Source organism: Pseudomonas sp. PVC-5-1 (assembly GCF_057444345.1).
The window spans coordinates 559381-581727 of sequence record NZ_CM172024.1; the positions used below are offsets into that span (position 1 = coordinate 559381).

At 63.7% G+C, this 22347-nt stretch carries 28 protein-coding genes; 17 read left to right on the top strand and 11 right to left on the bottom strand.

Features of this window, described 5'->3' with window-relative positions:
• Window positions 1-176 precede the first annotated feature (176 nt).
• Window positions 177-986: a helix-turn-helix domain-containing protein gene (locus AC2T3R_RS02505; protein WP_025337507.1), complete on the top strand. Its 810-nt coding sequence runs from the start codon at window positions 177-179 to the stop codon at window positions 984-986.
• Between the two features lie 7 nt (window positions 987-993).
• Here AC2T3R_RS02505 and AC2T3R_RS02510 read toward each other — a convergent pair whose 3' ends face one another.
• Both AC2T3R_RS02510 and AC2T3R_RS02515 read right to left on the bottom strand, forming a co-directional pair.
• Window positions 994-1788, bottom strand: a complete 795-nt coding sequence (locus AC2T3R_RS02510) for a TSUP family transporter (RefSeq protein WP_013970658.1) — start codon at window positions 1786-1788, stop codon at window positions 994-996.
• Between the two features lie 17 nt (window positions 1789-1805).
• Window positions 1806-2846, bottom strand: a complete 1041-nt coding sequence (locus tag AC2T3R_RS02515; RefSeq protein WP_486744598.1) for a Fe(II)-2OG oxygenase family protein — start codon at window positions 2844-2846, stop codon at window positions 1806-1808.
• A gap of 264 nt (window positions 2847-3110) precedes the next feature.
• Here AC2T3R_RS02515 and AC2T3R_RS02520 point away from each other — a divergent pair, with 264 nt between their 5' ends.
• Window positions 3111-3995 (top strand): sugar nucleotide-binding protein, encoded by an 885-nt coding sequence (locus AC2T3R_RS02520; RefSeq protein WP_024086179.1) that lies wholly within the window; start codon window positions 3111-3113, stop codon window positions 3993-3995.
• Window positions 3988-4920 carry an NAD-dependent epimerase/dehydratase family protein gene (locus AC2T3R_RS02525; RefSeq protein WP_410953378.1) on the top strand — a complete coding sequence of 311 codons (933 nt, stop codon included), beginning with the start codon at window positions 3988-3990 and terminating at the stop codon, window positions 4918-4920. The genes AC2T3R_RS02520 and AC2T3R_RS02525 overlap by 8 nt, the downstream gene beginning before the upstream one ends.
• A gap of 130 nt (window positions 4921-5050) precedes the next feature.
• Here the strand turns inward: AC2T3R_RS02525 and AC2T3R_RS02530 are convergent, their stop codons facing one another.
• Window positions 5051-5494: a winged helix-turn-helix transcriptional regulator gene (locus tag AC2T3R_RS02530; RefSeq protein ID WP_013970662.1), complete on the bottom strand. Its 444-nt coding sequence runs from the start codon at window positions 5492-5494 to the stop codon at window positions 5051-5053.
• A gap of 102 nt (window positions 5495-5596) precedes the next feature.
• On the opposite strand from AC2T3R_RS02530, the gene AC2T3R_RS02535 reads away from it, so the two are divergent.
• Window positions 5597-6802 carry an MFS transporter gene (locus AC2T3R_RS02535; RefSeq protein WP_410953690.1) on the top strand — a complete coding sequence of 402 codons (1206 nt, stop codon included), beginning with the start codon at window positions 5597-5599 and terminating at the stop codon, window positions 6800-6802.
• On the opposite strand, the gene AC2T3R_RS02540 is transcribed toward AC2T3R_RS02535, so the two are convergent.
• The 5 genes from AC2T3R_RS02540 to AC2T3R_RS02560 form a co-directional block, all read right to left on the bottom strand.
• Window positions 6790-7473 (bottom strand): OmpW/AlkL family protein, encoded by a 684-nt coding sequence (locus tag AC2T3R_RS02540; RefSeq protein ID WP_054572942.1) that lies wholly within the window; start codon window positions 7471-7473, stop codon window positions 6790-6792. The genes AC2T3R_RS02535 and AC2T3R_RS02540 overlap by 13 nt on opposite strands.
• Before the next feature lie 109 nt (window positions 7474-7582).
• A complete protein-coding gene (locus AC2T3R_RS02545; RefSeq protein WP_410953693.1) occupies window positions 7583-8095 on the bottom strand; it encodes a DUF3299 domain-containing protein in 513 nt (170 codons plus the stop codon).
• A gap of 126 nt (window positions 8096-8221) precedes the next feature.
• Window positions 8222-9487 carry an ABC transporter permease gene (locus AC2T3R_RS02550; RefSeq protein ID WP_112254086.1) on the bottom strand — a complete coding sequence of 422 codons (1266 nt, stop codon included), beginning with the start codon at window positions 9485-9487 and terminating at the stop codon, window positions 8222-8224.
• On the bottom strand, window positions 9487-10197 hold the full coding sequence (locus AC2T3R_RS02555) for an ABC transporter ATP-binding protein (RefSeq protein ID WP_025337516.1): 711 nt from the start codon (window positions 10195-10197) through the stop codon (window positions 9487-9489). Before AC2T3R_RS02555 ends, AC2T3R_RS02550 begins: the two co-directional genes overlap by 1 nt.
• Window positions 10198-10776: a DUF2796 domain-containing protein gene (locus tag AC2T3R_RS02560; protein WP_410953689.1), complete on the bottom strand. Its 579-nt coding sequence runs from the start codon at window positions 10774-10776 to the stop codon at window positions 10198-10200.
• Window positions 10777-10906: 130 nt separating this feature from the next.
• On the opposite strand from AC2T3R_RS02560, the gene AC2T3R_RS02565 reads away from it, so the two are divergent.
• On the top strand, window positions 10907-11251 hold the full coding sequence (locus tag AC2T3R_RS02565) for a hypothetical protein (RefSeq protein WP_023663079.1): 345 nt from the start codon (window positions 10907-10909) through the stop codon (window positions 11249-11251).
• Window positions 11252-11389: 138 nt separating this feature from the next.
• Here the strand turns inward: AC2T3R_RS02565 and trxA are convergent, their stop codons facing one another.
• Genes trxA through AC2T3R_RS02580 form a run of 3 tightly spaced genes read right to left on the bottom strand, consistent with a single transcriptional unit; the run spans window position 11390 to window position 13418 of the window.
• Window positions 11390-12262, bottom strand: coding sequence for a thioredoxin (trxA, locus tag AC2T3R_RS02570; protein WP_013970670.1), 873 nt, complete (start codon window positions 12260-12262; stop codon window positions 11390-11392).
• Window positions 12263-12293: 31 nt separating this feature from the next.
• The gene (locus AC2T3R_RS02575) at window positions 12294-12917 is read right to left on the bottom strand and encodes a class I SAM-dependent methyltransferase (RefSeq protein WP_410953692.1); all 624 of its coding nucleotides are present in this window, start codon (window positions 12915-12917) and stop codon (window positions 12294-12296) included.
• Window positions 12918-12965: 48 nt separating this feature from the next.
• A complete protein-coding gene (locus AC2T3R_RS02580) occupies window positions 12966-13418 on the bottom strand; it encodes a YbaY family lipoprotein (RefSeq protein WP_322491826.1) in 453 nt (150 codons plus the stop codon).
• A 106-nt stretch (window positions 13419-13524) separates the two neighbouring features.
• On the opposite strand from AC2T3R_RS02580, the gene nrdR reads away from it, so the two are divergent.
• The 12 genes from nrdR (at window position 13525) to AC2T3R_RS02640 (ending at window position 22345) form a co-directional block, all read left to right on the top strand.
• Window positions 13525-13989 carry a transcriptional regulator NrdR gene (gene nrdR, locus AC2T3R_RS02585; RefSeq protein WP_003255402.1) on the top strand — a complete coding sequence of 155 codons (465 nt, stop codon included), beginning with the start codon at window positions 13525-13527 and terminating at the stop codon, window positions 13987-13989.
• A gap of 2 nt (window positions 13990-13991) precedes the next feature.
• Window positions 13992-15122: a bifunctional diaminohydroxyphosphoribosylaminopyrimidine deaminase/5-amino-6-(5-phosphoribosylamino)uracil reductase RibD gene (ribD, locus tag AC2T3R_RS02590; RefSeq protein ID WP_410953688.1), complete on the top strand. Its 1131-nt coding sequence runs from the start codon at window positions 13992-13994 to the stop codon at window positions 15120-15122.
• A gap of 42 nt (window positions 15123-15164) precedes the next feature.
• Window positions 15165-15830 (top strand): riboflavin synthase, encoded by a 666-nt coding sequence (locus tag AC2T3R_RS02595; RefSeq protein WP_003255399.1) that lies wholly within the window; start codon window positions 15165-15167, stop codon window positions 15828-15830.
• A gap of 18 nt (window positions 15831-15848) precedes the next feature.
• Window positions 15849-16940, top strand: coding sequence for a bifunctional 3,4-dihydroxy-2-butanone-4-phosphate synthase/GTP cyclohydrolase II (gene ribBA, locus AC2T3R_RS02600; protein WP_003259341.1), 1092 nt, complete (start codon window positions 15849-15851; stop codon window positions 16938-16940).
• A gap of 92 nt (window positions 16941-17032) precedes the next feature.
• Window positions 17033-17509: a 6,7-dimethyl-8-ribityllumazine synthase gene (gene ribH / locus AC2T3R_RS02605; protein WP_003255395.1), complete on the top strand. Its 477-nt coding sequence runs from the start codon at window positions 17033-17035 to the stop codon at window positions 17507-17509.
• On the top strand, window positions 17506-18006 hold the full coding sequence (gene nusB, locus AC2T3R_RS02610; protein ID WP_013970674.1) for a transcription antitermination factor NusB: 501 nt from the start codon (window positions 17506-17508) through the stop codon (window positions 18004-18006). Before ribH ends, nusB begins: the two co-directional genes overlap by 4 nt.
• 18 nt (window positions 18007-18024) lie before the next feature.
• Window positions 18025-18993 carry a thiamine-phosphate kinase gene (gene thiL / locus AC2T3R_RS02615; RefSeq protein WP_410953687.1) on the top strand — a complete coding sequence of 323 codons (969 nt, stop codon included), beginning with the start codon at window positions 18025-18027 and terminating at the stop codon, window positions 18991-18993.
• Window positions 18990-19493 (top strand): phosphatidylglycerophosphatase A family protein, encoded by a 504-nt coding sequence (locus AC2T3R_RS02620; protein ID WP_004376077.1) that lies wholly within the window; start codon window positions 18990-18992, stop codon window positions 19491-19493. The genes thiL and AC2T3R_RS02620 overlap by 4 nt, the downstream gene beginning before the upstream one ends.
• A 16-nt stretch (window positions 19494-19509) precedes the next feature.
• Window positions 19510-20253: a substrate-binding periplasmic protein gene (locus tag AC2T3R_RS02625; protein WP_486744599.1), complete on the top strand. Its 744-nt coding sequence runs from the start codon at window positions 19510-19512 to the stop codon at window positions 20251-20253.
• Between the two features lie 246 nt (window positions 20254-20499).
• Window positions 20500-21117 (top strand): GTP cyclohydrolase II, encoded by a 618-nt coding sequence (gene ribA / locus AC2T3R_RS02630; protein WP_003260612.1) that lies wholly within the window; start codon window positions 20500-20502, stop codon window positions 21115-21117.
• Window positions 21114-21533: an MFS transporter gene (locus AC2T3R_RS02635; protein ID WP_075044459.1), complete on the top strand. Its 420-nt coding sequence runs from the start codon at window positions 21114-21116 to the stop codon at window positions 21531-21533. Before ribA ends, AC2T3R_RS02635 begins: the two co-directional genes overlap by 4 nt.
• Complete coding sequence (locus AC2T3R_RS02640; RefSeq protein ID WP_486744600.1) at window positions 21533-22345, top strand: cobalamin-binding protein; 813 nt, start codon at window positions 21533-21535, stop codon at window positions 22343-22345. Before AC2T3R_RS02635 ends, AC2T3R_RS02640 begins: the two co-directional genes overlap by 1 nt.
• Window positions 22346-22347: the final 2 nt, after the last annotated feature.

Below are 22347 nucleotides of genomic sequence, written 5' to 3' on the forward strand. Positions count from 1 at the left end.
GAAAATGACCTCGATTCTTATTGTTCGTGTGGAAAGATCAGCGGACGGCAGGCGCACCGCTATTCGTGGGGCGCATGGTTGGCTATGACAAGAGCGGTTACAATTTCGCGGGTTGCTCTGATTTGGTGCAACTTGATGCTACAATTGCGCCATTCGCGTCATCTGAGTCCCGAGTCATGAGCGATCATTTCGCTACCAACCTCAAACTGGCCTGCAGCCACTACCGCTCTATCTCCGAAGTTTGCCGCCAGCTGTCGATCAACCGCGCGCAGTTCAACAAGTACCTGAGTGGGCAAAGCCGCCCGACGGCCTACAACCTCAAGCGCATCGGCGATTTCTTCGGGGTAGAAGATTACGAATTGCATTTGCCACCCGAGCAGTTCAGCCGCCTGATCGGTGCTCGCGTGTCGACCCCGGCCGAGCAGCCTGGCGACCCGATCAGTGATCTGTTCCGTCCGTTGCACGCCCATGCGGGGAACCTGTCGCGCTATTGCGGTTACTACCTGGAATATTCCAACTGCATGTCGGTTCCGGGCACGGTCCTGGTGTCATTGGTGCACCTGTGGGAGGAGCGCGGGCAGTTCCTTTTCGAACGCCAGGAACGCCAGGAGCGTTCCAGCGCCACCAACCCCCATGCCGAGGTGCGTTGCCGCTATCTGGGAGCGGCGTTCCAGCTGCAGGACCGGATGTTCCTGGTCGATTACGAGTCGCTGACGTTCAACGAGATGAGCCAGACTATCCTCATCCCCAGTTTCAAAAGCCGCATTACCCGCCTCAACGGCCTGAAGGCCGGCGTATCCAGCGGAGACCGGCGCAACCCGGCCTGCACTCGGGTTGTGTGGGACTACCTGGGAGAGGAGATCAATCGCATCAATGTCTACCGGCAGGTAAAACTGTACCAGCCGGATGATCCACGCATAGATGACGATGTGCGTGAGCGCCTTAGCGTGGGGCCGTTGCGTAACAGTCTGTTCGAAATCGAGTAATGTTTTTTCAGAGAACAAGTTGATGTAACCACTCGCCAACAGGGTTGCCTGGGTCGAGCAGCAACTTGATTGCCATGATGCAGCAAACACAGACCAGCAATGGTTTGATCAGACGGGGGCCAAAGTGTACTGCGCAGCGTGCGCCCAGTTGAGCCCCCACAAAAGCAGCGAATGCCATTGCCAGTGCCAGCGGCCAGATGATCGCCCCGCTCAGTGAAAAGACTGACAACGCGCCCAGGTTACAGGCTGCGTTCAAAAGCTTGCTTGTGCACACGGCTTGTATCAAGTGCTGGCCCAAGAGGATCACGCAGGCCAGCATGAAGAACGAGCCGACGCCAGGGCCGAAGATCCCGTCATAAAAGCCAATGATCGGTGCAACCGTGATGCAGAACAGGCTGGTCGATATCTTTGCCTTGCGCGCTTGTTCATTCGGCTTTGGACTGAAGGCAAAGTAGGCGGCTATCAGGATCAGCAGAGGTGGAACGCACGCCTGCAGAACGCTTTTGGGCACGTAAGTTATCGACAAGGCACCCAACGCCCCTCCGATAAACGACATGACAGCCATTGGACTGCCTTGTCTCCAGTCGATCATGCCTTTGCGGGCGAAGGCGCACGTAGCCGAAACCGTAGCCGAAGCCGCCTGGAACTTGTTGGTGGCAATTGCCGCCAAGGGTTCGATACCGGCAATGAACAACACCGGGAGCGTGATCAGGCCCCCGCCACCGGCGATAGCATCGAAAAAGCCGGCCATCAGTGCCACCAGTGCGAGGGTCAGAACAAGCGTTAAATCTAATTCGATCATTGCGTGTTTTCCTATGATCAGCCACGCACCAGCAGCGGGTCTTCAGCGAGCACCAGCGGTTCGGCGAAGGGGGAATATCCGAATTGACGGATAAGCAGGCGCCGGTTGTCCTGAACCATATCGCGGCCGTGCAAGGCTCGGCTGTTGTTGATCAGCAGTGCGGTGTCAGGCTGCAGGACAAACGCCAACGGTTGTGTGGTATCCAGTATTTTTTGAAAGGAGTCGAAAGCGCGCGCAGCAGCGCTGCAGGCGCGTTCATTCAGACTGAAGCGATAGCTATTGTAACGAACAGAGAAACCACCATTTGGCTCGAATTGCAGTATTGAAACTGCTTTGCCTGCATTGCCTTGTCCGTGACCGAAGCAGTCACTGCGGGTGAAGTCGAAAGACGCTGAAGTCAGTGCAAGTGTGCCCATGCTACCCAAGCGTTCAATGATTCCCCGGAGCGGGAAGACATGCGTAGGTTCATTGGCGGGGTTCCAGCGCGCAGTCAGAATCAGTGCAGAGGGAGCAGGGGAGTGAGCGTTGCTGGAAATTGTCGAGCAGTTGTAGGGCGCTTCAGTGTGCGGCCCCAAGCGCAAGCCCGCATGCGAGCTGGTTTCAACTTTCAGGCAGGGATCTTCGTCGAATCGCGGAATGCGGCCACCGCCCTTGAAGTTGCCTACCAGGCGAACCTGCTTACCCTCGTTATCTATATCGAAGGCGAAACTGCGGTGGCGCACGAGCTCCAGCAGCAGTTGATTGCGTGAGGCAAGGTATTGGCAGCGTGGGCTTTGCGCCAGGGCGGAAATGTGGGGCAGATATTCTGGTATTGGCTCGTCGGCACAAGGCATATGCCTGTACATCAAGGCAGATAGCTGGCCTTCACTGAAGCGTTGTAGCAACCCACGCTGTTCCACGCTCAAGGCTTGCTCGAGTTGATCGGCGAATATACGAGCCTGAAGTGCTACTCCTTTGGCCTCTGGGCCACCCAGGTCAGCAATGGTCTGGCTTGCAAAGGCTATGGCTTTGCTTTGCTCCGGGCTGAAATCCAGGTATGCAGCTTCCGAGTGAGGCATTGAACGTTCCTTGTACTTGTTTTTGTGAAGCTCCCCGGCTGGCAAGTGGGGGAGTCAACTATTCAATGCGGTTGTGCTGTTGCGCGGAAGTCGGCTCGTTCCTGGTATGTCGTAGGAGATTTCTGCGTGTTGCGGTATTGAACGGTGGAACTTTGAAATCACTACCGCCTGTGGCATCGAACGGGTCCGGTGTTGGACTTCCCCGCCCGGAAACCGCAAAATGACCCCTTTCCTTCAATCAACCTCTCCGGATCTGCTGACTCTATGCGTATGCGCCTAATGCTGTTGGGTGGTGGCAATGCCCTCGGGCAAGCGCTGATTCGTCTTGGGGCCGAGGAGGACATCGCATTCCTGGCTCCGCGCCCGCCCGAGAACGGCTGGACGCCGGCCAGCCTCACCCAGCTGCTCGACGATCATCGTCCCGATGCACTGGTCAACCTGGCCTATTACTTCGACTGGTTCCAAGCCGAGTCGGTCAGCGAGCAGCGCCTGGCCCAGCAGGAGCGGGCTGTGGAGCGGTTGGCAGAGCTGTGCCAGCACCACCAGATCACCCTGGTTCAGCCATCCAGCTACCGGGTGTTCGATGGTTCTCGGGCCACGGCCTACAGCGAAAAGGACGAGCCGGTACCGCTGGGCCTGCGTGGCCAGGCCCTGTGGCGCATCGAGCAGAGCGTTCGCGCGGCTTGCCCGCAACACGTGCTGTTGCGCTTTGGTTGGCTGCTCGACGAAAGCATCGACGGGGCGTTGGGCCGCTTCCTGACCCGCGCCGAGCAACCCCAGGAGCTGCTGCTGGCCGATGACCGGCGTGGCAACCCTACGCCGGTCGACGACGCCGCCCGGGTGATCCTGTCGGTGCTCAAACAACTCGATTGCAGTGCGCCGCTGTGGGGCACCTACCATTACGCCGGCAACGAGGCGACCACGCCGCTGGCGCTGGGCCAGGCGATCCTCGCCGAGGCAGGCCAGTACCGGCAGCTGGCCGTGCAGGCGCCGACGCCGCAGGCACATGCCGCACGGCCGGATGCCAGCGAAGAGCCGCAGCACGCGGTACTGGCCTGCAAGAAAATCCTTCATACCTTCGGCATCAAGCCGCGCGCCTGGCGCGCCGGCTTGCCGCCTCTACTGGACCGGTTCTACCGCCATGGCTGACGCCCCCATCCTGATCACCGGCGGTGCCGGCTTTATTGGCTCCCACCTGTGCGATGCGTTGTTGGAGAAAGGCTACGCCGTACGCATTCTCGACGATTTCTCCACTGGCCAGCGGGGCAACCTGCAGGTTGACCACCCTCGGCTGGAACTGGTTGAAGGCGATGTCGCCGATGCCAAGCTGGTCACGCAGGTTACGGCTGGCTGCAGTGCCGTGGTGCACCTGGCAGCGGTGGCCTCGGTGCAGGCCTCGGTCGAGGACCCGGTGCGGACCCACCAGAGCAATTTCATCGGTACCCTCAACGTGTGCGAAGCCATGCGCGTGCATGGGCTGCGCCGGGTGCTGTTCGCCTCCAGTGCGGCGGTGTATGGCAACAATGGTGAAGGCGAGTCGATTGCCGAAGACACTCCCAAGGCGCCGCTGACCCCCTATGCCGTGGACAAGCTGGCCAGTGAGCAGTACCTGGACTTCTACCGTCGTCAGCATGGCCTGGAGCCGGTGGTGTTCCGCTTCTTCAATATCTTCGGGCCGCGCCAGGACCCGTCCTCGCCGTATTCCGGGGTGATCAGCATCTTCTCCCAACGTGCTGTGCAGGGTTTGCCGATTACCGTGTTCGGTGATGGTGAGCAGACCCGGGACTTCCTTTACGTGGGCGACCTGGTGCAGGTGATGGTGCAGGCGCTGGAGCAGCCGCAGGTCGAGGAGGGAGCGGTGAATATCGGCCTCAACCAGGCCACATCGCTTAACCAGCTGCTGGCAGCGCTTGAGAAGGTGGTGGGTAGCTTGCCGGCGGTCAGCTATGTGGCGGCACGTTCGGGTGACATTCGCCATTCGCGGGCGGATAACCAGCGCTTGTTGGCGCGGTTCGAGTTTCCGCAGGCGACACCGATGGCCGAGGGCTTGTCGCGGCTTCTGGGTAAGGGCTGAAATTCTTGGGGGCGCTTTGCGCCCCTATCGCGACACAAGGCCGCTCCTACAGCGATCGCGCCAGGCCGAGGTTGCGCGGTAGCTGTAGGAGCGGCCTTGTGTCGCGATGGGCTGCGCAGCAGCCCCAGAATCACTCATGCCGCACCACTTTTCGCAGGCAATCCCCTGCCGCCAGCACCCGCCCATCCCGGGCCCGCACCTGCAGTGTTTCCAGCGCCTGCCCCGTATCACTATCCACCAACTCCGAACGCACCTCGCCCGCCTCGAACAGAAACCGCTCCCCCCACTGCCTCAAGCCAACCACCACCGGGAACACCGATCGCCCTTTCTCGGTCAGCACATACTCCTTGTAGGCACTGCCATCCGACGCCGGCTGCAGCGTCAGCAGCCCACTCTCCACCAGCCACTTCAGCCGTGAGGCGAGGATGTTCTTCGCCAGCCCCAGGTTCTTCTGGAATTCACTGAAGCGCCGCAGCCCATCGAATGCGTCGCGCAGGATCATCAGCGCCCAGCGGTCTCCCAGTACCTCCAGCGCCCGGGCTACGGGGCATTGCGCATTGTTTTCATCGAGCATGGACGGGGCCTTTCGTGATCATCTGGTTGCAGATTAAAACCACATTTGCTAAATAGCCAGTATGTGGTTTCAATTCGAAACCAGATTGACGAGACCAGCCCGATGAACCCTGCACTGACACGCTGGATAACCCTGCTGCTGGCCATTACCAGCGCCATGGCTGTGGCGACAGTGTATTTCGCCCAGCCTCTGCTCGAGTCGATGGCCGCTGACCTTGGCGTGGCGCAGCAGCAGATCGGTTGGGTAGTTGGCGCGACCCAGGCGGGCTACGCCCTGGGGTTGTTGCTGATCGTGCCGTTGGGTGACCTGATCGACCGCAAGCGCCTGCTGCTCGGGCAGTTGCTGTTCTCGGCCCTGGCGCTGGTTGGGGTAGGCATGGCGCCCAACTGGGCGCTATTGCTGCTGGCCCTGGCTATCACCGGGCTGATGGCGGTCATGGTGCAGGTGATGGTGGCGCATGCAGCGAGCCTTGCCGACCCCGGCCAGCAAGGGCAGGCCGTGGGCACCGTCACCAGCGGCATAGTGCTGGGCATTTTGCTGGCGCGGCTGGTCTCGGGCGGGCTTGCCGACCTGGCTGGCTGGCGCAGCGTGTACCTGATTACCGCAGGGTTGTTGATACTGCTGGCCCTGGTGCTGTGGCGCAGCCTGCCCGTGGGGCAACCGGTGTCGCTGCGGTCTGGCTACCGGGCGCTGATCGTTGCCCAGTTCAGGCTGTACCGGCACGACCGGCTGCTGCGTCAGCGCGGGTTGTTCGGCGTGTTGATCTTCGCTGCGTTCAGCGTGCTCTGGAGTGCCATGGTCATGCCCCTGAGTGCCGAGCCACTGGAGCTGAGCCATACCGCGATCGGTCTATTCGGCCTGGCGGGTGTTGCCGGCACATTGGCGGCAGCGCGCGCCGGTCGCCTGGCCGATCAGGGGCTGGGGGAGCGCACCACTGGGGTAGCGCTGATTCTGCTGGTGCTGTCATGGCTGCCCACGGCCTTCGTCGGGCATTCACTGATGGCCTTCGGGTTGGGTGTGCTGATGCTGGACTTTGCCGTGCAGGCGGTGCATGTCACCAACCAGAGCCTGCTGCTGGCCGGGCGTGGCGCAATGGCCAGCCGTTTGATCGGCGCCTACATGTGCTGCTATTCGCTTGGCAGTGGAGTGGGGGCAGTGCTGGCGAGCTGGGTGTATGCCCATTGGGGTTGGGCAGCGGTGTGTGGGCTCGGGATGGGCATCAGCTCGGTCGCGCTGGGGTACTGGTTATGGCTGCAACGCGCGAGGGCGGCCGAAGCCGCCCTGCAGTGTTCAGGTCAGAACTTGTAGCCAAGGCCGACCATGTACACCCATGGGTCGACATCGACGTCGACTTTGGTCTTGCTGTAGCCCAGTGCGGACGGGCCGTCCACGCTGGCCTTGGTGTCGATGTCGATGTACCAGACCGAAGCGTTGACCAGCAGGTTGTCGGTGATCATGTAGTCCATGCCCAGCTGGCCGGCGAAGCCGACCGAGTCCTGCAGCTCCAGGTTGCTGAAGCCCTGCTGCTTGCGGGTGCTGCTGAGGTCTTCATCGAAGAACAGCGTGTAGTTGATGCCGACGCCGGCATACGGCTGGAACTTGGAAGTTGGCTCCATCGGGTAGTACTGCAACGACAGGGTCGGTGGCAGTTGCTTGATATCGGCCAGCTTGCCGTCCAGGCCGCCGCCCAGACCTTTGACGCCGACGGTGTGCTTGAACGGGGTGGCCGCCAGCAGCTCGAGGCCGACATGGTCGGTGAGCATGTAGGCGAAGGTCAGGCCCAGTTGGGTGTCGCTGTCCAAGGTCGCCTTGGTGCCCGATACCTTGCTGCCGTCGAATTTCAGGTCGCCGCTGCTTTCGTTGGGGGCAACGGTGATGGCACCGGCACGGACGATGACATCACCCGCCTGGTGGGCGTGGGCGACAGGGGCAGCGAGCGCCAGGGCCGCGAGGGCGGCGCTGAGCAAGGACTTGTTCATGGAAGCTCCCAGAGGACGTGAGTAATCGAGTAGTCCAATGGTACGGATGCCGTTAAACAGAAAGTTTGACCCAGCTCAAAGAAGCGTCGTCACGAATTCGAAACAGTTCTCATCTCAGCTCATAAGCGTATATTTTCTCGGCTTCCATCTGGTAGCCGGCATCGGCCAGTTCGCTGCTGGAGGCTCTAACCTGCAGCTTCCCCTCGATCCAGTAGGGCTGGTAGAGGTCTTCTACGCGAACGCCCATTTCACTGAAGATGTGCACGATCTGGTTCGACGGTGGCGGTGGCACGTGGATGCACGCGCCGTAGTAGGGGACCAGCAGGAATTCGGTGGTGCGGCCTTCTTCGCTCACCTCCAGCGGCACGATGTAGCCGGGCAGTTTGATCTGCTGGCCGTCGAGGCTTTTTACCACTGGAGCATCGGGAGCCTGCTGGCGCGCCGGTGGGGCGGACTCGGCGGACAGGGCGTTGCTGAGCTGCGACATGTCGTGCAACGGCGCGAGTTGGGGCGGGATGACCGGGGCGCCTTCGGGGATGAGGGCGGGCCAGTCAAGTTCGCGGGGTTCCGAGGCCCACAGAGGCATCGCTGCTGTCAGCAGCAGGATCAGCAGCGTATGCAGTGCTGGCCTCTTCGCGGGCATGCCCGCTCCCACAGGGTTCACCACAGCCTTCGAACCTTGTGAAAGGCTTGTGGGAGCGGGCGTGCCCGCGAAGAAGGCAGTGAGGTATTGGATCATTGCACGCCCTCAGAGGTGAATGGACAAGCCGTCGGCCAGCGACTGCCGATAGGCCCGCCACGCCGGTACGCTGCCCATCAACAGCGCAGCTCCCAGGATGATAGCCAGCAACGTCCATTCATGAGCACTCGGCATGGCCAGCGGCAAGTACAAACCATAGTTGGCCTGCACATACCCTTGTGCCAGGGCGATTCCCGCATACAGCAAGCCAAGCCCTGCAGCGATCCCGACCGCCGCCAGCGACAGTGCCTCCAGCACCAGCAGCCCTGCGATATGCCACGGCCTGGCACCAACCGAGCGCAATATCGCCATCTCCCTGCGGCGTTCATTGAGGCTGGTGAGAATCGCCGTAAGCATGCCGATCAGGCCGGTCAGCACCACGAACAGCGACACCACGAACAACGCCTGCTCCGCGGTGCCCATCAGGCTCCACAGCTCCTGCAGGGCTACCCCGGGCAGGATCGCCAGCAATGGCTCGTTGCGGTATTCATTGATCTCCCGCTGCAGGCTGAATGTCGCGATCTTGCTGTTCAGGCCGAGCATGAACGCAGTGATGGCGGCAGGCTGCAGGTCCATGGTCCGTGCCTGCTCGGCGCTGATACGCCCGGCGCCACGGGCCGGCACCCCGTTGTGCCAGTCGATGTGGATGGCTTCCATGCCGCCCAGGCTGATATGCAGCGTGCGGTCGACCGGTGTGCCGGTGCGCTTGAGCACTCCGACTACGGTGAACGGCTTGTCGTCGTGCTTGACCAGGCTGATCGCGGCCACGCCGTGGGCAAGCACCAGCTTGTCGCCCAGCTTGTAGTGCAATGCCTCGGCCACTTCGGCACCCAGCACCACCTCGAACGGATCATCGGCAAACGCGCGGCCCTGGCTCAATTCCAGGTGCTGGCGGCGGCCGTACTGGTAATGGCTGAAGTAGTCGCCGGTAGTGCCCATCACCCGATAACCACGGTGCGAGTCGCCCAGCGAGATGGGGATGGCCCATTTCACCCGCGGGTCCTTGGCGTAGTGCTCATAGCTGTCCCAACGGATATTGTTGGTGGCGTTGCCGATGCGGAACACCGAGTACAACAGCAGGTTCACCGAGCCGGAGCGGGCGCCGACGATCAGGTCGGTACCGCTTATGGTGCTGGCGAAGCTGGCCCGGGCCTCGGTACGGACCCGCTCCACGGCCAGCAGCAGGCACACCGACAGGGCAATGGCGAAGGCGGTGAGGAATGCGGTGAAGCGGCGGTTGGCCAGGCTGGCCAAGGCAAGGCGGAGCAGGTACATCAGGCCTCCCGGGGCTTGGCGGCGCGGTTGAGTTCGGCCAGCGACAGGTGGCGGTCGAACAGCGGTGCCAGGCTCTGGTCGTGGCTGACGAACAGCAGGCTGGCACCGGCGGCGCGGCATTCATCGAACAGCAGGCGGATGAACGCTTCGCGGGTGTCGGCATCCAGCGCCGAGGTCGGTTCGTCAGCGATCACCAGTTCGGGTTGGCCGATCAGTGCGCGGGCGGCAGCGACCCGTTGCTGCTGGCCGATCGACAGGCTGTCGGCGCGGCGGGCCAGCAGGGCGGGGTCGTCCAGACCCAGGTGGGCCAGCAAGGTGCTGGCTGCCTGGTCGACACTGCCATGGCGTTGCTCGGCGCGGGCCTTGCGGCTGCGCGAGAAGCGGCAGGGCAGCTCGACATTTTCGCGTACCGAGAGGAACGGCAGCAGGTTGAACTGCTGGAAGATATAACCGGTGTGGTCGACCCGGAAGCGGTCACGGGCGCCTTGGCCCAGGCGGCCGAGGTCCTGGCCGAGCAACTGGATGCGGCCCTGGCCCGGTACGTTCACCCCGCCCAGCAGGCCCAGCAATGTGGTCTTGCCACTGCCGCTGGGGCCCTTGAGAAACAGGGCTTCGCCAGCCTCCAGGCGGAATGCCGGAATATCCAGCAGCGCCGGCTGGCCGGGCCAGGCAAACACCAGGTCATGCAGTTCGATCAACGGCTGGCGCATTCAGAACGCGACCGCAGCCTTGGCTGGCGTGGCTTCCGCGCCTTTCTGGCCATTGGGGCCGATCAGTTGAACGGTGATTTTCTGGGTAGCCGGGAACGCCTTGAACAGCGGAGCGAGGTCCACCTGCGCCAGTTTGTCGGGGTTGGCGCAAGTCAGCTGGTAATGGGCGCCGATGTCGCTGTGCTGGTGGCTGTGCTCGTGGTCGTCACCATCGTCGTCGGCTTTCGGGGCATCACCGAACAGCGGGCTTTCCAGTTCCTGCTGGTCTTCCTTGCAACCGGCAGCGGTGGGCAGGCCGAACAGCTTCAGTGGTTGCTCCAGCTGCTGGTGCACCGCCGCGACCTTGGCCTTGTCGGCGTCGCTGTTGGCGGCGTGTTCGAACCCGACCAGGTTCATTGCCGGGCTGTCCAGCTCCAGCTCCAGGGTGTTGCCATCGAGCACGGCATTGAGCTTGGCCACGCCATGCTCGTGGGCGCCGAGGGTGCCGTGGGCGTGGTCGTGATCATGGTCATCATCGTGGGCTTGGGCCACGGCCAGGGGCAGCAGGGCGAAGGGCAAGGCGAGCAACAGGCGACGCATGGACGACTCCGGAGCGGGCGGGAAGATCGGGTTATGTTATAACAACTTTTCCGCGTGCTGCCAGCCTGCGTGGCGCAGGTTTCATGTTGGGGTAGGATGGTGGCATTGACTTGGGTTCAGGGAATGCAGCATGAGAATTCGTGGACAGATTGGTGACTGGCCTGTGGATCTGACCATCGAGCTGGCGCCTGAAGAGTGGGCGCAACTGGGGCGGCGGATCGAATTGCCTGCGGTGGCACAGACCGCAACAGCGGAAACCGTGGCGACAACTCGTCAGGATGACGGGCAATGGACTGCGGCACGTGAGGTGTTGCGCCTGGCAGGGCAGATGAGCGGGCCGGAATTGCTGGATCGGTTGGAGGGGCTGGCTGGGAGTACGGCGGCGGGTAAACGGCTGCTGGTGCGCTTGCGGCATAGCCGTGAAGTCAAGGTGGAAAGTGGCGTGGACGCGCCGGTGTATCACTGGGTGGGATAAATCTGTATTGCCTGTGCTGGCCTCGTTCGCGGGCTTGCCCGCTCCCACAGGTATACCACCGGTATTGAATTCAGTGCGTACCCTGTGGGAGCGGGCGTGCCCGCGAACGAGGGCAAAGCCCTCGCAATAGGCCTCAGGTCAGAACATCGCCGCCGACAACTTGCGACGATACACGCCGACCAGCGGGTGATCACCGCCCAGCAGCTCGAACACCTGCAGCAACGCCTTCTGCGGCAGCCCGTTCTCATAACCACGGTTACGCTGGAACAGCTTCAACAACCCTTCCAGCGCCGCTTCATACTGCTGGCGCGCCAACTGCTGCACGCTCAGCTGATAAGCCGCTTCATCATCCTGCGGGTTCTGCGCCAGGCGGCTTTTCAGGTCAGCCACTTCCGGCAGACTGGCGGCCTGGCGCAGGAAGGTCAGTTGTGCCTTGGCGCCGGCCAGTGCAGCTTTGTGCTCGTCAGTCTTGACCGCATCCAGCACCACCTGGGCTTCACCCAGCTCCCCGCGCTCGGCCAGGCAACGGGCATACAGAATCAGTGCCTCGGCATTGCTGTTGTCCTCACCCAGCAGTGCCTGCAACAGTGCTTCGGCCTCGGCAAAACGGCTTTCGGCAAAAAGTCCCTTGGCCTGCTCCAGCGGCGAGGCGGTAGGCGCGGCAGGCAGTTGCACGTGCGGCTCGAGCATCGCGCGGATCGCCGATTCCGGCTGCGCACCGGCAAAACCGTCCACCGGCTGGCCGTCCTTGAACAGCACCACGGTCGGCAGGCTGCGGATGCCGAACTGGGCAACTACCTGTTGCTCCACGTCACAGTTGATCTTGGCCAGCAGCAACTCGCCCTGGTAACCCTCGGTGATCTTCGCCAGCAGCGGCATCAGTGCCTTGCACGGCGCGCACCACTCAGCCCAGAAGTCCACCAGCACCGGTTTGTGGAAGGAGTTCTCGATAACCAGTTGCTGGAAGGTGGCATCGGTAGCGTCGAAAATGTAAGGCGTGTCTTGGGTCATCGCGACTCTCGCAAACTCGTGGATAACACCACTATAAGGTGTCGCGGCTGGCGTGGTACAGGCTGACCCGGCGGAATTCGTGCGGCTCGGCCAGGTCCGGCAGGGTCAGCGCTTCCAGCACGCCCAGCTGCTGGTACAGCGGGTGGCTGAAGTCGCGTACCCGCGAGTCGGCCACCAGCGCCTGGCGCCCGCGGCCGAGGAAGGCATCCAGCAGCGGCAGGTTGGCGCGGTCGTACAGCACGTCGGCAACCAGGATCAGGTCGAAGCGATCGTCTTCGGCGAAGAAATCGCTGCTGTAACCCAGTTCCACCCCGTTCAGCGCGGCATTCGCGCGGCAGGCATCGAGTGCCAACGGGTCGAGGTCGCAGGCCACCACTTCCAGCGCACCGGCGCGGGCGGCGGCAATACCGGCGATACCGGAGCCGGCGCCAAAATCCAGCACGCGCTTGCCGGCTACCCATTGCGGGTGCTCGGCCAGGTAACGGGCCATGGCCAGGCCGCTGGCCCAGCAGAAGCTCCAGTAGGGCGGTTCTTCAAGAATGCGCCGGGTCTCTTCGCTGCTGAAGGCGCGGTCCATGTTCTGGTCGTCGATCAGCCACAGCTTGAGGTCGCAGCCGGGCAGCTCGCTGACGACAAGACGCGCTTCGCCGATCATGCCGCTGAGGGCCTGTTGCAGGGGCTGTTGTAGGGAGACTGGCGCCACTTACGGCGCCTTCTCGAAACGCAGCGGGCCGATGGCCTGGGTCTGGGCCTGGGTAATGCGCACCGGCGGCAGGTGCATGATCAGCTGGCCAGAGCTGCTGGCGCGGCCGCGCAGCTCGACCCGGGCACCGGCGGGGAAGGCCTCGGGGTTGAAGCGCAGTTGGTAGGGCAGGGCCTGGCCGGTGCCGGTCAGGTTGCTGCTGGCCAGCAAGCGTTGTGGGCGGTCGCGTTCGTCGATGACCAGCAAGGCCAGCTCCACGTCGGCACCGGCGGGGATTTCCAGCAAGGTGCCGCTCAGCTCGCGCTGGTAGGCCGGCAGCGGGCCCAGTACTGCGGTCGGCTTGGCCGTGCGGGCTGGCGTGGGTGCCGGAGGGGTGTCGGGCTTCGGCCTGTCGCTGCTGCAGGCGGCGAGCAGGGCGGCGCAGCACAGCACGACGAGCGCTCGATAGTGCATGGGGTAGTCCTTCACGGGCAGATTTCCCATGGATGTTAACCCCTTTGGCTTGTCTTGCCAGTGGGATGCGCTACCATGGCCCTCCCTTTTTTTGTTGCCTGCCACCATGCACTGTCCCTTTTGCGGTGCCAACGACACCAAGGTCATCGACTCTCGCCTCGTCGCCGAGGGCGAGCAGGTGCGCCGCCGCCGCGAATGCGTCGCCTGCGGCGAGCGCTTCACCACCTTCGAAACCGCCGAGCTGGTGCTGCCCCGGCTGATCAAGCAGGACGGCACGCGCCAACCCTTCGACGAAGAAAAACTGCGCGCCGGCATGCAGCGGGCACTGGAAAAACGCCCGGTCAGCGTCGAGCGTCTGGAAGCTGCGCTGGCGCATATCAAGAGCCGCCTGCGTGCCACCGGCGAGCGTGAAGTCAAATCGCTGGTGGTGGGTGAGATGGTCATGGCCGAGCTGCGCAAGCTCGACGAAGTGGCCTATATCCGTTTTGCCTCGGTTTACCGGCGCTTCCAGGACCTCGACGAGTTCCGCGAAGAAATCGACCGCCTGGCTCGCGAGCCGGCTAAAGAGTGACCATGCCCAGCCAAGCTGCCATCCTCGACGCCCACTACATGGCCCGCGCGCTGGAGCTGGCGCGCAAGGGCCTGTACACCACCCACCCGAACCCGCGCGTAGGCTGCGTGATCGTGCGCGATGGCGAGGTGGTCGGCGAAGGCTGGCATGTGCGCGCCGGCGAGCCGCATGCCGAAGTGCATGCCCTGCGACAGGCTGGTGAGCGTGCCCGTGGCGCCTGTGCCTATGTCACCCTCGAGCCGTGCAGCCACCATGGCCGCACGCCGCCGTGCGCCGAAGCGCTGGTCAAGGCCGGGGTAGCACGGGTGGTAGCCGCCATGCAGGACCCCAACCCGCAAGTGGCGGGGCAGGGCCTGCGGCGCCTGGCCGAGGCCGGTATCGAAGTGGCCAGCGGCGTGCTCGAGGCCGAGGCCCGCGCACTCAACCCCGGTTTCCTCAAACGCATGGAGCACGGCCTGCCGTTCGTTCGCGCCAAGCTGGCCATGAGCCTGGATGGCCGCACCGCCATGGCCAGTGGCGAAAGCCAGTGGATCACCGGCCCGGCCGCCCGCTCGGCGGTGCAGCGCCTGCGTGCCCGCTCCAGCGTGGTACTTACCAGCGCCACCAGCGTGTTGGCCGACAACGCGCGGATGACCGTGCGCGGCGCCGAGCTGGGCCTGGATGCCGAAACCACTGCCCTGGCTCTCAGCCGCACACCGCTGCGAGTGCTGATCGATGGCCACCTGCGCCTGCCGCTGGATGCGCCGTTTTTCCAGGCTGGCCCGGCGCTGGTGGTGACCGCTGTCGCAGATGACCCGCGCTATGCCGCTGCCGGCCACGAACTGCTCAGCTTGCCGGGTGACAATGGCCATGTAGACCTGTCGGCGTTGCTGCAGGCCCTGGCGGCCCGCGGCATCAACGAAGTCCTGCTGGAAGCCGGTGCCGGCCTGGTCGGCGCCTTCGCCCGGCAAGGCCTGATCGACGAGTACCAGCTGTTCGTCGCCGGCACTTTCCTTGGTTCCCAGGCCCGTCCGCTGTTGGACTGGCCACTGGACAAGATGAGCGAAGCGCCGCGGCTGAAAATTACTGAAATGCGCGCAGTGGGCGATGACTGGCGGGTCACGGCCATCCCCCTGCCGGCACCCCGCGTATAATGCCTGGCTTGCCCTGCGCAAAACGTTTTTGAGGAAGACCCCATGTTCACCGGCATCATCGAATCCATCGGCACCATCCGCAGCCTGACCCCCAAGGGTGGCGACGTGCGCGTATACGTCGAAACCGGCAAGCTCGACCTGGGTGACGTCAAGCTCGGCGACAGCATCGCCGTCAACGGCGTGTGCCTGACCGCCGTCGAACTGCCGGGCGACGGCTTCTGGGCCGACGTCAGCGTCGAAACCCTCAAGCGCACCGCCTTCATCGACCTCAAGAGCGGCAGCAAGGTCAACCTGGAAAAAGCCCTGACTCCCACTACCCGGCTGGGCGGGCACCTGGTCAGCGGCCACGTCGACGGGGTCGGCGAAATCATCTCGCGCAGCGATAACGCCCGCGCCATCCAGTTCCGCGTGCGTGCACCGAAGGAACTGGCCAAGTACATCGCCCACAAGGGTTCGATCACCGTCGACGGCACCAGCCTGACGGTCAACGAGGTCAATGGCGCCGAGTTCGAGCTGACCATTGTCCCGCACACCCTGTCCGAAACCATCATGGCCGACTACCGTGCAGGGCGTCGGGTAAACCTTGAGGTCGACCTGCTGGCCCGTTACCTGGAGCGTCTGCTGCTGGGTGACAAGGCTGCCGAACCGAGCAAGGGCAGTGGCATTACCGAAAGCTTCCTGGCCGCCAACGGCTTCTTGAAATCCTGATTGAGAAGGGGGTGCCGCGTGGCGCTCAACAGCATCGAAGAACTGGTCGAAGACATCCGCCAGGGCAAAATGGTCATCCTCATGGATGACGAAGACCGCGAGAACGAAGGCGACATCATCATGGCGGCCGAGTGCTGCCTGCCTGAGCACATCAACTTCATGGCCAAGCACGCCCGCGGCCTGATCTGCATGCCGATGACCCGCGAGCGCTGCGAGACCCTGAAGCTGCCGCTGATGGCGCCGCGCAACGGCTCGGGCTTCGGCACCAAGTTCACCGTGTCGATCGAAGCCGCCGAAGGTGTCACCACCGGCATCTCCGCCGCTGACCGCGCACGTACCGTGCAGGCGGCAGCCGCCAAGGACGCCAAGGCCGAAGATATCGTCAGCCCTGGCCACATCTTCCCGCTGATGGCCCAGCCTGGCGGTACCTTGGCCCGTGCCGGCCACACCGAGGCCGCATGCGACCTGGCACGCATGGCCGGTTTCGAGCCAAGTGGCGTGATCTGCGAAGTGATGAACGACGACGGCACCATGTCGCGCCGCGCCGAACTGGAAGTGTTTGCCGCCGAGCACGGCCTGAAGATCGGCACCATCGCCGACCTGATCCACTACCGCATGATCCACGAGCGCACCGTGCAGCGCGTCTCCGAGCAACCGGTCGAGAGCGAGCTGGGTGAGTTCAACCTGGTCACCTACCGCGACGCGGTGGAAGGCGACGTGCACATGGCCTTGACCCTGGGCAAGATCTGCGCCGAAGAGCCGACCCTGGTCCGCGTACACAACATGGACCCGCTGCGCGACCTGCTGCTGGTCAAGCAACCGGGCCGCTGGAGCCTGCGCGCCGCCATGGCTGCCGTGGCCGAGGCCGGCAGCGGCGTGGTATTGCTGCTGGGGCACCCGCTGGACGGCGACGTGCTGCTGGCGCACATCCGCGAAAGCGCTGGCGATGCACCAGTCAAGGCACCGACCACCTACAGCACCGTGGGTGCAGGTTCGCAGATCCTGCGCGACCTCGGTGTGCGCAAGATGCGCCTGATGAGTTCGCCGATGAAGTTCAACGCGATATCCGGATTCGATCTGGAAGTTGTAGAATACGTGCCCTCCGAGTGACTTGAGGCGGCAGTGACGCCCTCCAGCTCGAGTCCATACCCCTGTCGAGGCCGCCAGCATGCGGCCTCGCTCTTGAAGATGAGAATATCGGAATGACCCTGAAGACCATCGAAGGTACCTTCATCGCCCCCAAAGGTCGCTATGCTTTGGTGGTTGGCCGCTTCAACAGCTTCGTCGTCGAAAGCCTGGTAAGCGGTGCCGTTGATGCCCTGGTACGCCACGGTGTCAGCGAAAGCGACATCACCATCATCCGTGCCCCGGGTGCATTCGAAATCCCGCTGGTGGCACAGAAGGTCGCCCAGCAAGGCGCCTACGACGCGATCATCGCCCTGGGCGCCGTGATCCGTGGTGGTACCCCGCACTTCGAATACGTGGCGGGCGAATGCACCAAGGGCCTGGCCCAGGTGTCCATGGAGTTCGGTGTTCCGGTGGCCTTCGGCGTACTGACCGTCGACTCCATCGAGCAGGCCATCGAGCGTTCCGGCACCAAGGCCGGCAACAAAGGTGCTGAAGCTGCCCTGTCCGCTCTGGAAATGGTCAGCCTGCTGGCGCAGTTGGAGGCCAAGTGATTAGCGACGAAAGCGATCGTTTCAACCCGCGCGATCCAAAACCTGCGGATGCCGGCAAGCCATCGAAGAGTGCCAAGCGCCGCGAAGCCCGCAAGCTCGCGACCCAGGCACTGTACCAGTGGCACATGGCGCAGCATTCGCTGAACGAGATCGAAGCGCAGTTCCGGGTCGATAACGATTTCTCCGATGTCGACGGCGCTTATTTCCGCGAGATCCTGCATGGGGTCCCGGCGATCAAGAGCGAAATCGACAGCGCCCTGAAGCCATGCCTGGACTTGGCACTGGAAGAGCTCGACCCGGTCGAGCTGGCCGTGCTGCGTCTGTCTACCTGGGAGTTCATCAAACGCGTCGACGTACCGTACCGCGTGGTGATCAACGAAGGTGTCGAGCTGGCCAAGGTCTTCGGTGCCACCGATGGCCACAAGTTCGTCAACGGTGTGCTGGACAAGCTGGCCCCGAACCTGCGCGAAGCAGAAGTCAAGGCGAACAAGCGCTGATCCTGGCGCTTGCGGACCATGGGTGAGTTCGAGCTGATCAGCCATTACTTCGCCGCCGCGCCCTGTGCGCAAGGCGGTGAAGGCGTGGCCCTTGGCATTGGTGACGACTGCGCCTTGCTGGGCCTTCCTGCCGGCGAGCAACTGGCGGTGTCCACCGACACCCTGGTTGCCGGGGTGCATTTTCCGGCTCTGTGCGACCCTTGGTTGCTCGGCCAGCGCTCGCTGGCCGTGGCGGCCAGCGACCTGGCTGCCATGGGCGCTACCCCCATCGGCTTCACCCTTGCCCTGACCTTGCCCGAGGTCAGCGCCGACTGGCTGCAAGCCTACGCCAGCGGCCTCAACCGCATGGCCGGCCACTGCCAGCTAAGCCTTATCGGTGGCGACACCACTCGCGGCCCCCTGAGTATCACCATAACCGTGTTCGGCCGGGTTCCGGTGGGGCAGGCGTTGCGCCGTGATGGCGCTCGCCCGGGCGACCTGCTTTGCGTCGGGGGCGAGTTGGGTAACGCGGCAGGGGCTTTGCCGCTGGTGCTGGGCCAGCGCCAGGCCGATGCCGCGCTGGCGCAACCGTTGCTCGACCATTACTGGTCGCCGTCGCCGCAGTTCGCCCTGGGCCAGTTGCTGCGCGGGCGTGCAACTTCGGCACTGGATATTTCCGACGGCCTGCTGGCCGACTGCGGGCATATCGCCAAGGGCTCCCGCGTGGCGCTCGAAGTGAACCTGGAGCAGGTGCCGGTGTCATCCGCCCTGCAGGGCTTGCTCGGCGCCGAGGCGGCCGTACACGCGGCGCTGACCGGTGGCGATGACTACGTGCTGGCGTTCACCTTGCCGCCAGCCGAGCTTTCATACCTGCAGGCACAAGGCCTGGCGGCATTCCACGTCATCGGGCGGGTGCTCGAAGGGCAGGGTGTGTGCCTGCGCGACCGGCAGGGCCAGGACATCACCCCGCGGCAACGCGGCTATCAACATTTTAGGGAGACACCGTGACCGATCACCCCAACCAGGTGCCTGCGGAGTTTGTTCCGCCTTCGGTCTGGCGCAACCCGTGGCACTTCATCGCCTTCGGTTTCGGTTCTGGCACCTTGCCAAAGGCGCCGGGCACCTGGGGCTCGCTGGTGGCCATACCGTTCATCCCGCTGTGGCAGATGCTGCCCGACTGGGGCTACTGGCTGTTGCTGGGCGTGAGCATGCTGTTCGGCTTCTGGCTATGCGGCAAGGTCGCCAATGACTTGCGCGTGCACGACCATGAAGGCATTGTCTGGGACGAGATCGTCGGCATGTGGATAACCCTCTGGCTGGTGCCGGAAGGCTGGCAGTGGCTGCTGGCGGGGTTCCTGATGTTCCGCTTCTTCGACATTCTCAAGCCGTGGCCTATCCGCTGGGTCGACCGCCATGTGCATGGGGGCGTTGGCATCATGCTCGACGATATCCTGGCTGGCGTGTTTGCCTGGCTGGGGATGCAGGTTCTGGTTTGGGCGGTTGCCTGATACAGGGAGCGTGTGAATGGCCATGAGGACCGTGCTGCTGGCAATGCTGCTGAGCCTTGCCCCGTGGGCGGCGGCTGCCGAGGGTGTGCCGAAACAGATCCACCTGGTCAGCGAAGAGTGGCTCGACTACACCAACGCCGACGGTACCGGGGTAGCCTGGGACGTGCTGCGCAAGGTGTTCGAGCCGGCCGGGGTCAAGGTAGTGACCCAGAGCGCGCCCTACAGCCGTGCGGTCGGGCTGGTGAAGCGTGGCGAGGCTGACGCCTGGGTAGGCTCGTACAAGGAAGAGAACGACGACAACCTGTACCCGCGCTGGCACTTCGACATGGACCACATCTACGCGCTAGGGTTGGTCGGCAAGCCAGTGCCTACTCGGCAGACCATAGGTCGCTACCGCTTGGCCTGGGTGCGTGGCTACGACTTCGGTAGCTATCTGCCCGATGTGCATGACTTCCGCGAAGTCCAGCGCCGCGAAGGCATCCTGCCGATGCTCGAGCATGACCGTGTGGACTTCTACATCGATGCGCTGACCGAGATCGACTATGTGCTCGGCCAGACCTCCCAGCCCGAGCGCTTCCGCCGCACCCATGTGGCCGAACTGCCGCTGTACCTGGCCTTTGCCCGCAGCGACCAGGCCAAGGCCCTGCGCGACCTGTTCGACAAGCGCATGGCCGAGTTGGTGCGCAGTGGTGAGCTGAAGCCGATCTTCGAGCACTGGCAGCAGCCGTATCCGTTCAGCCCGGATAGCAAACCACATTGAGCAACCCGTTTCATCGGCTGACACGGGCCCTGTGGGAGCGGGCGTGCCCGCGAAGAATCCACCGCGGTGGGAGGCACCGGCTACGCCGGTGTTCGCGGGCATGCCCGCTCCCACAGGATCGAGTACAGACCTCTGCTAAGCATCGAACTTTTCGATCTTACCCCACGGTATTCAGCCAGCCCACATCCCCCAACCTGCTGATACAATCGGCCCACGAGAAATTTAAACTTATTCCAGGAGCACAACGTGCCCGTCGTCTTTGTTGCCGCCTCTAAACTCCCGACTCCCTTCGCGACCTTCACCATGCATGGCTTCCTCGACGAAGCCACTGGCCGTGAGCACGTGGTGCTCAGCCTGGGTGACATCGCGGACGGCCAGCCGGTGCTGGGGCGCCTGCACTCCGAGTGCCTGACTGGCGATGCCCTGTTCAGCCAGCGCTGCGACTGCGGCTCGCAGCTGGAAGCCGCGCTGCAGGCCATCGCCCGTGAAGGCCGTGGCGTGCTGCTGTACCTGCGCCAGGAAGGCCGTGGCATCGGCCTGCTGAACAAGATTCGCGCCTACGAGCTGCAGGACGGTGGCGCCGATACCGTCGAGGCCAACGAGCGCCTGGGCTTCGCCGCCGACCAGCGCGACTACGCCATGTGCCTGCCGATGCTGGAGCACCTGGGCGTGAAGTCGTTGCGCCTGATGACCAACAACCCGCGCAAGGTCAAAGCCCTGACCGACATGAACATCGTCGTCGCCGAGCGCGTACCGCTGCACACCGGGCACAACCCGCACAACCGCTACTACCTGGCAACCAAGGCCGGCAAGCTGGGCCACATGCTGGGTAACGAGCACCAGGGCGAGGTGCCTCAGGCGTGACCCGCGCCGAGGTCAAGCGGCGCCTGGCGCTGGCCTGGTGGCAATACCTGGCGGTGGGCCTGGTGCCGCTGCCAGTGATGGCCTGGGCCTTCGGTGGCGGTGATGCGCTGGCCTCGGTGCTGGCCATGCCACTGTTCATTGCCGGCGCGGCGACCATGTTCCTCAGCCTGCCGCGCTTCGGTGCCTACAAGCGCGCCCTCATCGCCACTTCCAAGGTGCTCGGCACTGGAGAAGAGCCCGCCGCCTGGATCGAACTGGCGCGGGTGCGGCGCCTGGCTATGTTGTATGCCTGCTTCCCGGCCTGGGTCGCCGCTTTGTCGGTGCTGGTCGGCCTCGAGGCGGTGCCGCAGATCCTGCTGGCGTTGTCCACTGCAGTGGTGCTGTACCTCTATCGTATTCCACGCCAGCTCGGCTGATGCGCCTGCTGCCCGGCCTGTTGGCGCTGCTCGTCTGCTCCGCACTGGCCGCCGAACCCCTGCGAGTGGTCAGCCTGGCCCCGTCGATGAGCGAGATCATGCTCGAACTGCAGGCCGATGACCTGCTGGTCGGTGTGCTCGACGGTGGCGAACGGCCGGCGGCGCTGCGCGAGTTGCCCTCGGTGGGGCGCCAGGGGCAACTGGACCTCGAACGCCTGCTCAGCCTGCGCCCCGACCTGTTGCTGCTGTGGCCGGGCAGCGTGCCGCCGGCCCAACGCGACCAGCTCAAGCGCCTGGGTATCGCAACGTATAGCGCAGAACCCCATGACATCGACCAGCTGATCGAGCAGATCGAAGCCATCGCCGAACGAATCGGCCGTGCCGAACAGGGCCATCGGTATGCCCAGGCCCTGCGTGACCGGTTGCGGCAGCTGCGCCGGCAGTATCGACGGGACGATCCCCTGCAGGTGTTCTACCAGGTCTGGGACCGACCGCTGTACACGCTCGGTGGCCGGCAGGTGGTCAGCGATGCCCTGGCCGTTTGCGGCGCGCGTAATGTCTTCGCCGATCTCACCCAGGCGGCGCCGCAGGTAAATGTGGAGTCTGTGCTGCTGCGCAACCCACAGGTCATTCTGGCGGGTGATCAGGCGCAGCTGGAGAGTTGGAAGGCCTGGCCGCAACTGCGTGCGGTTGCCGATGATCGTTTACTGGTGGTGCCAGACAAAGGCCTGGAGCGGCCTAGTGGGCAGATGATCGAAGCTACGGCGCGTTTGTGTGCGTTGCTCGAGGCTAAAGCACCAACGCCCAGGTGAGG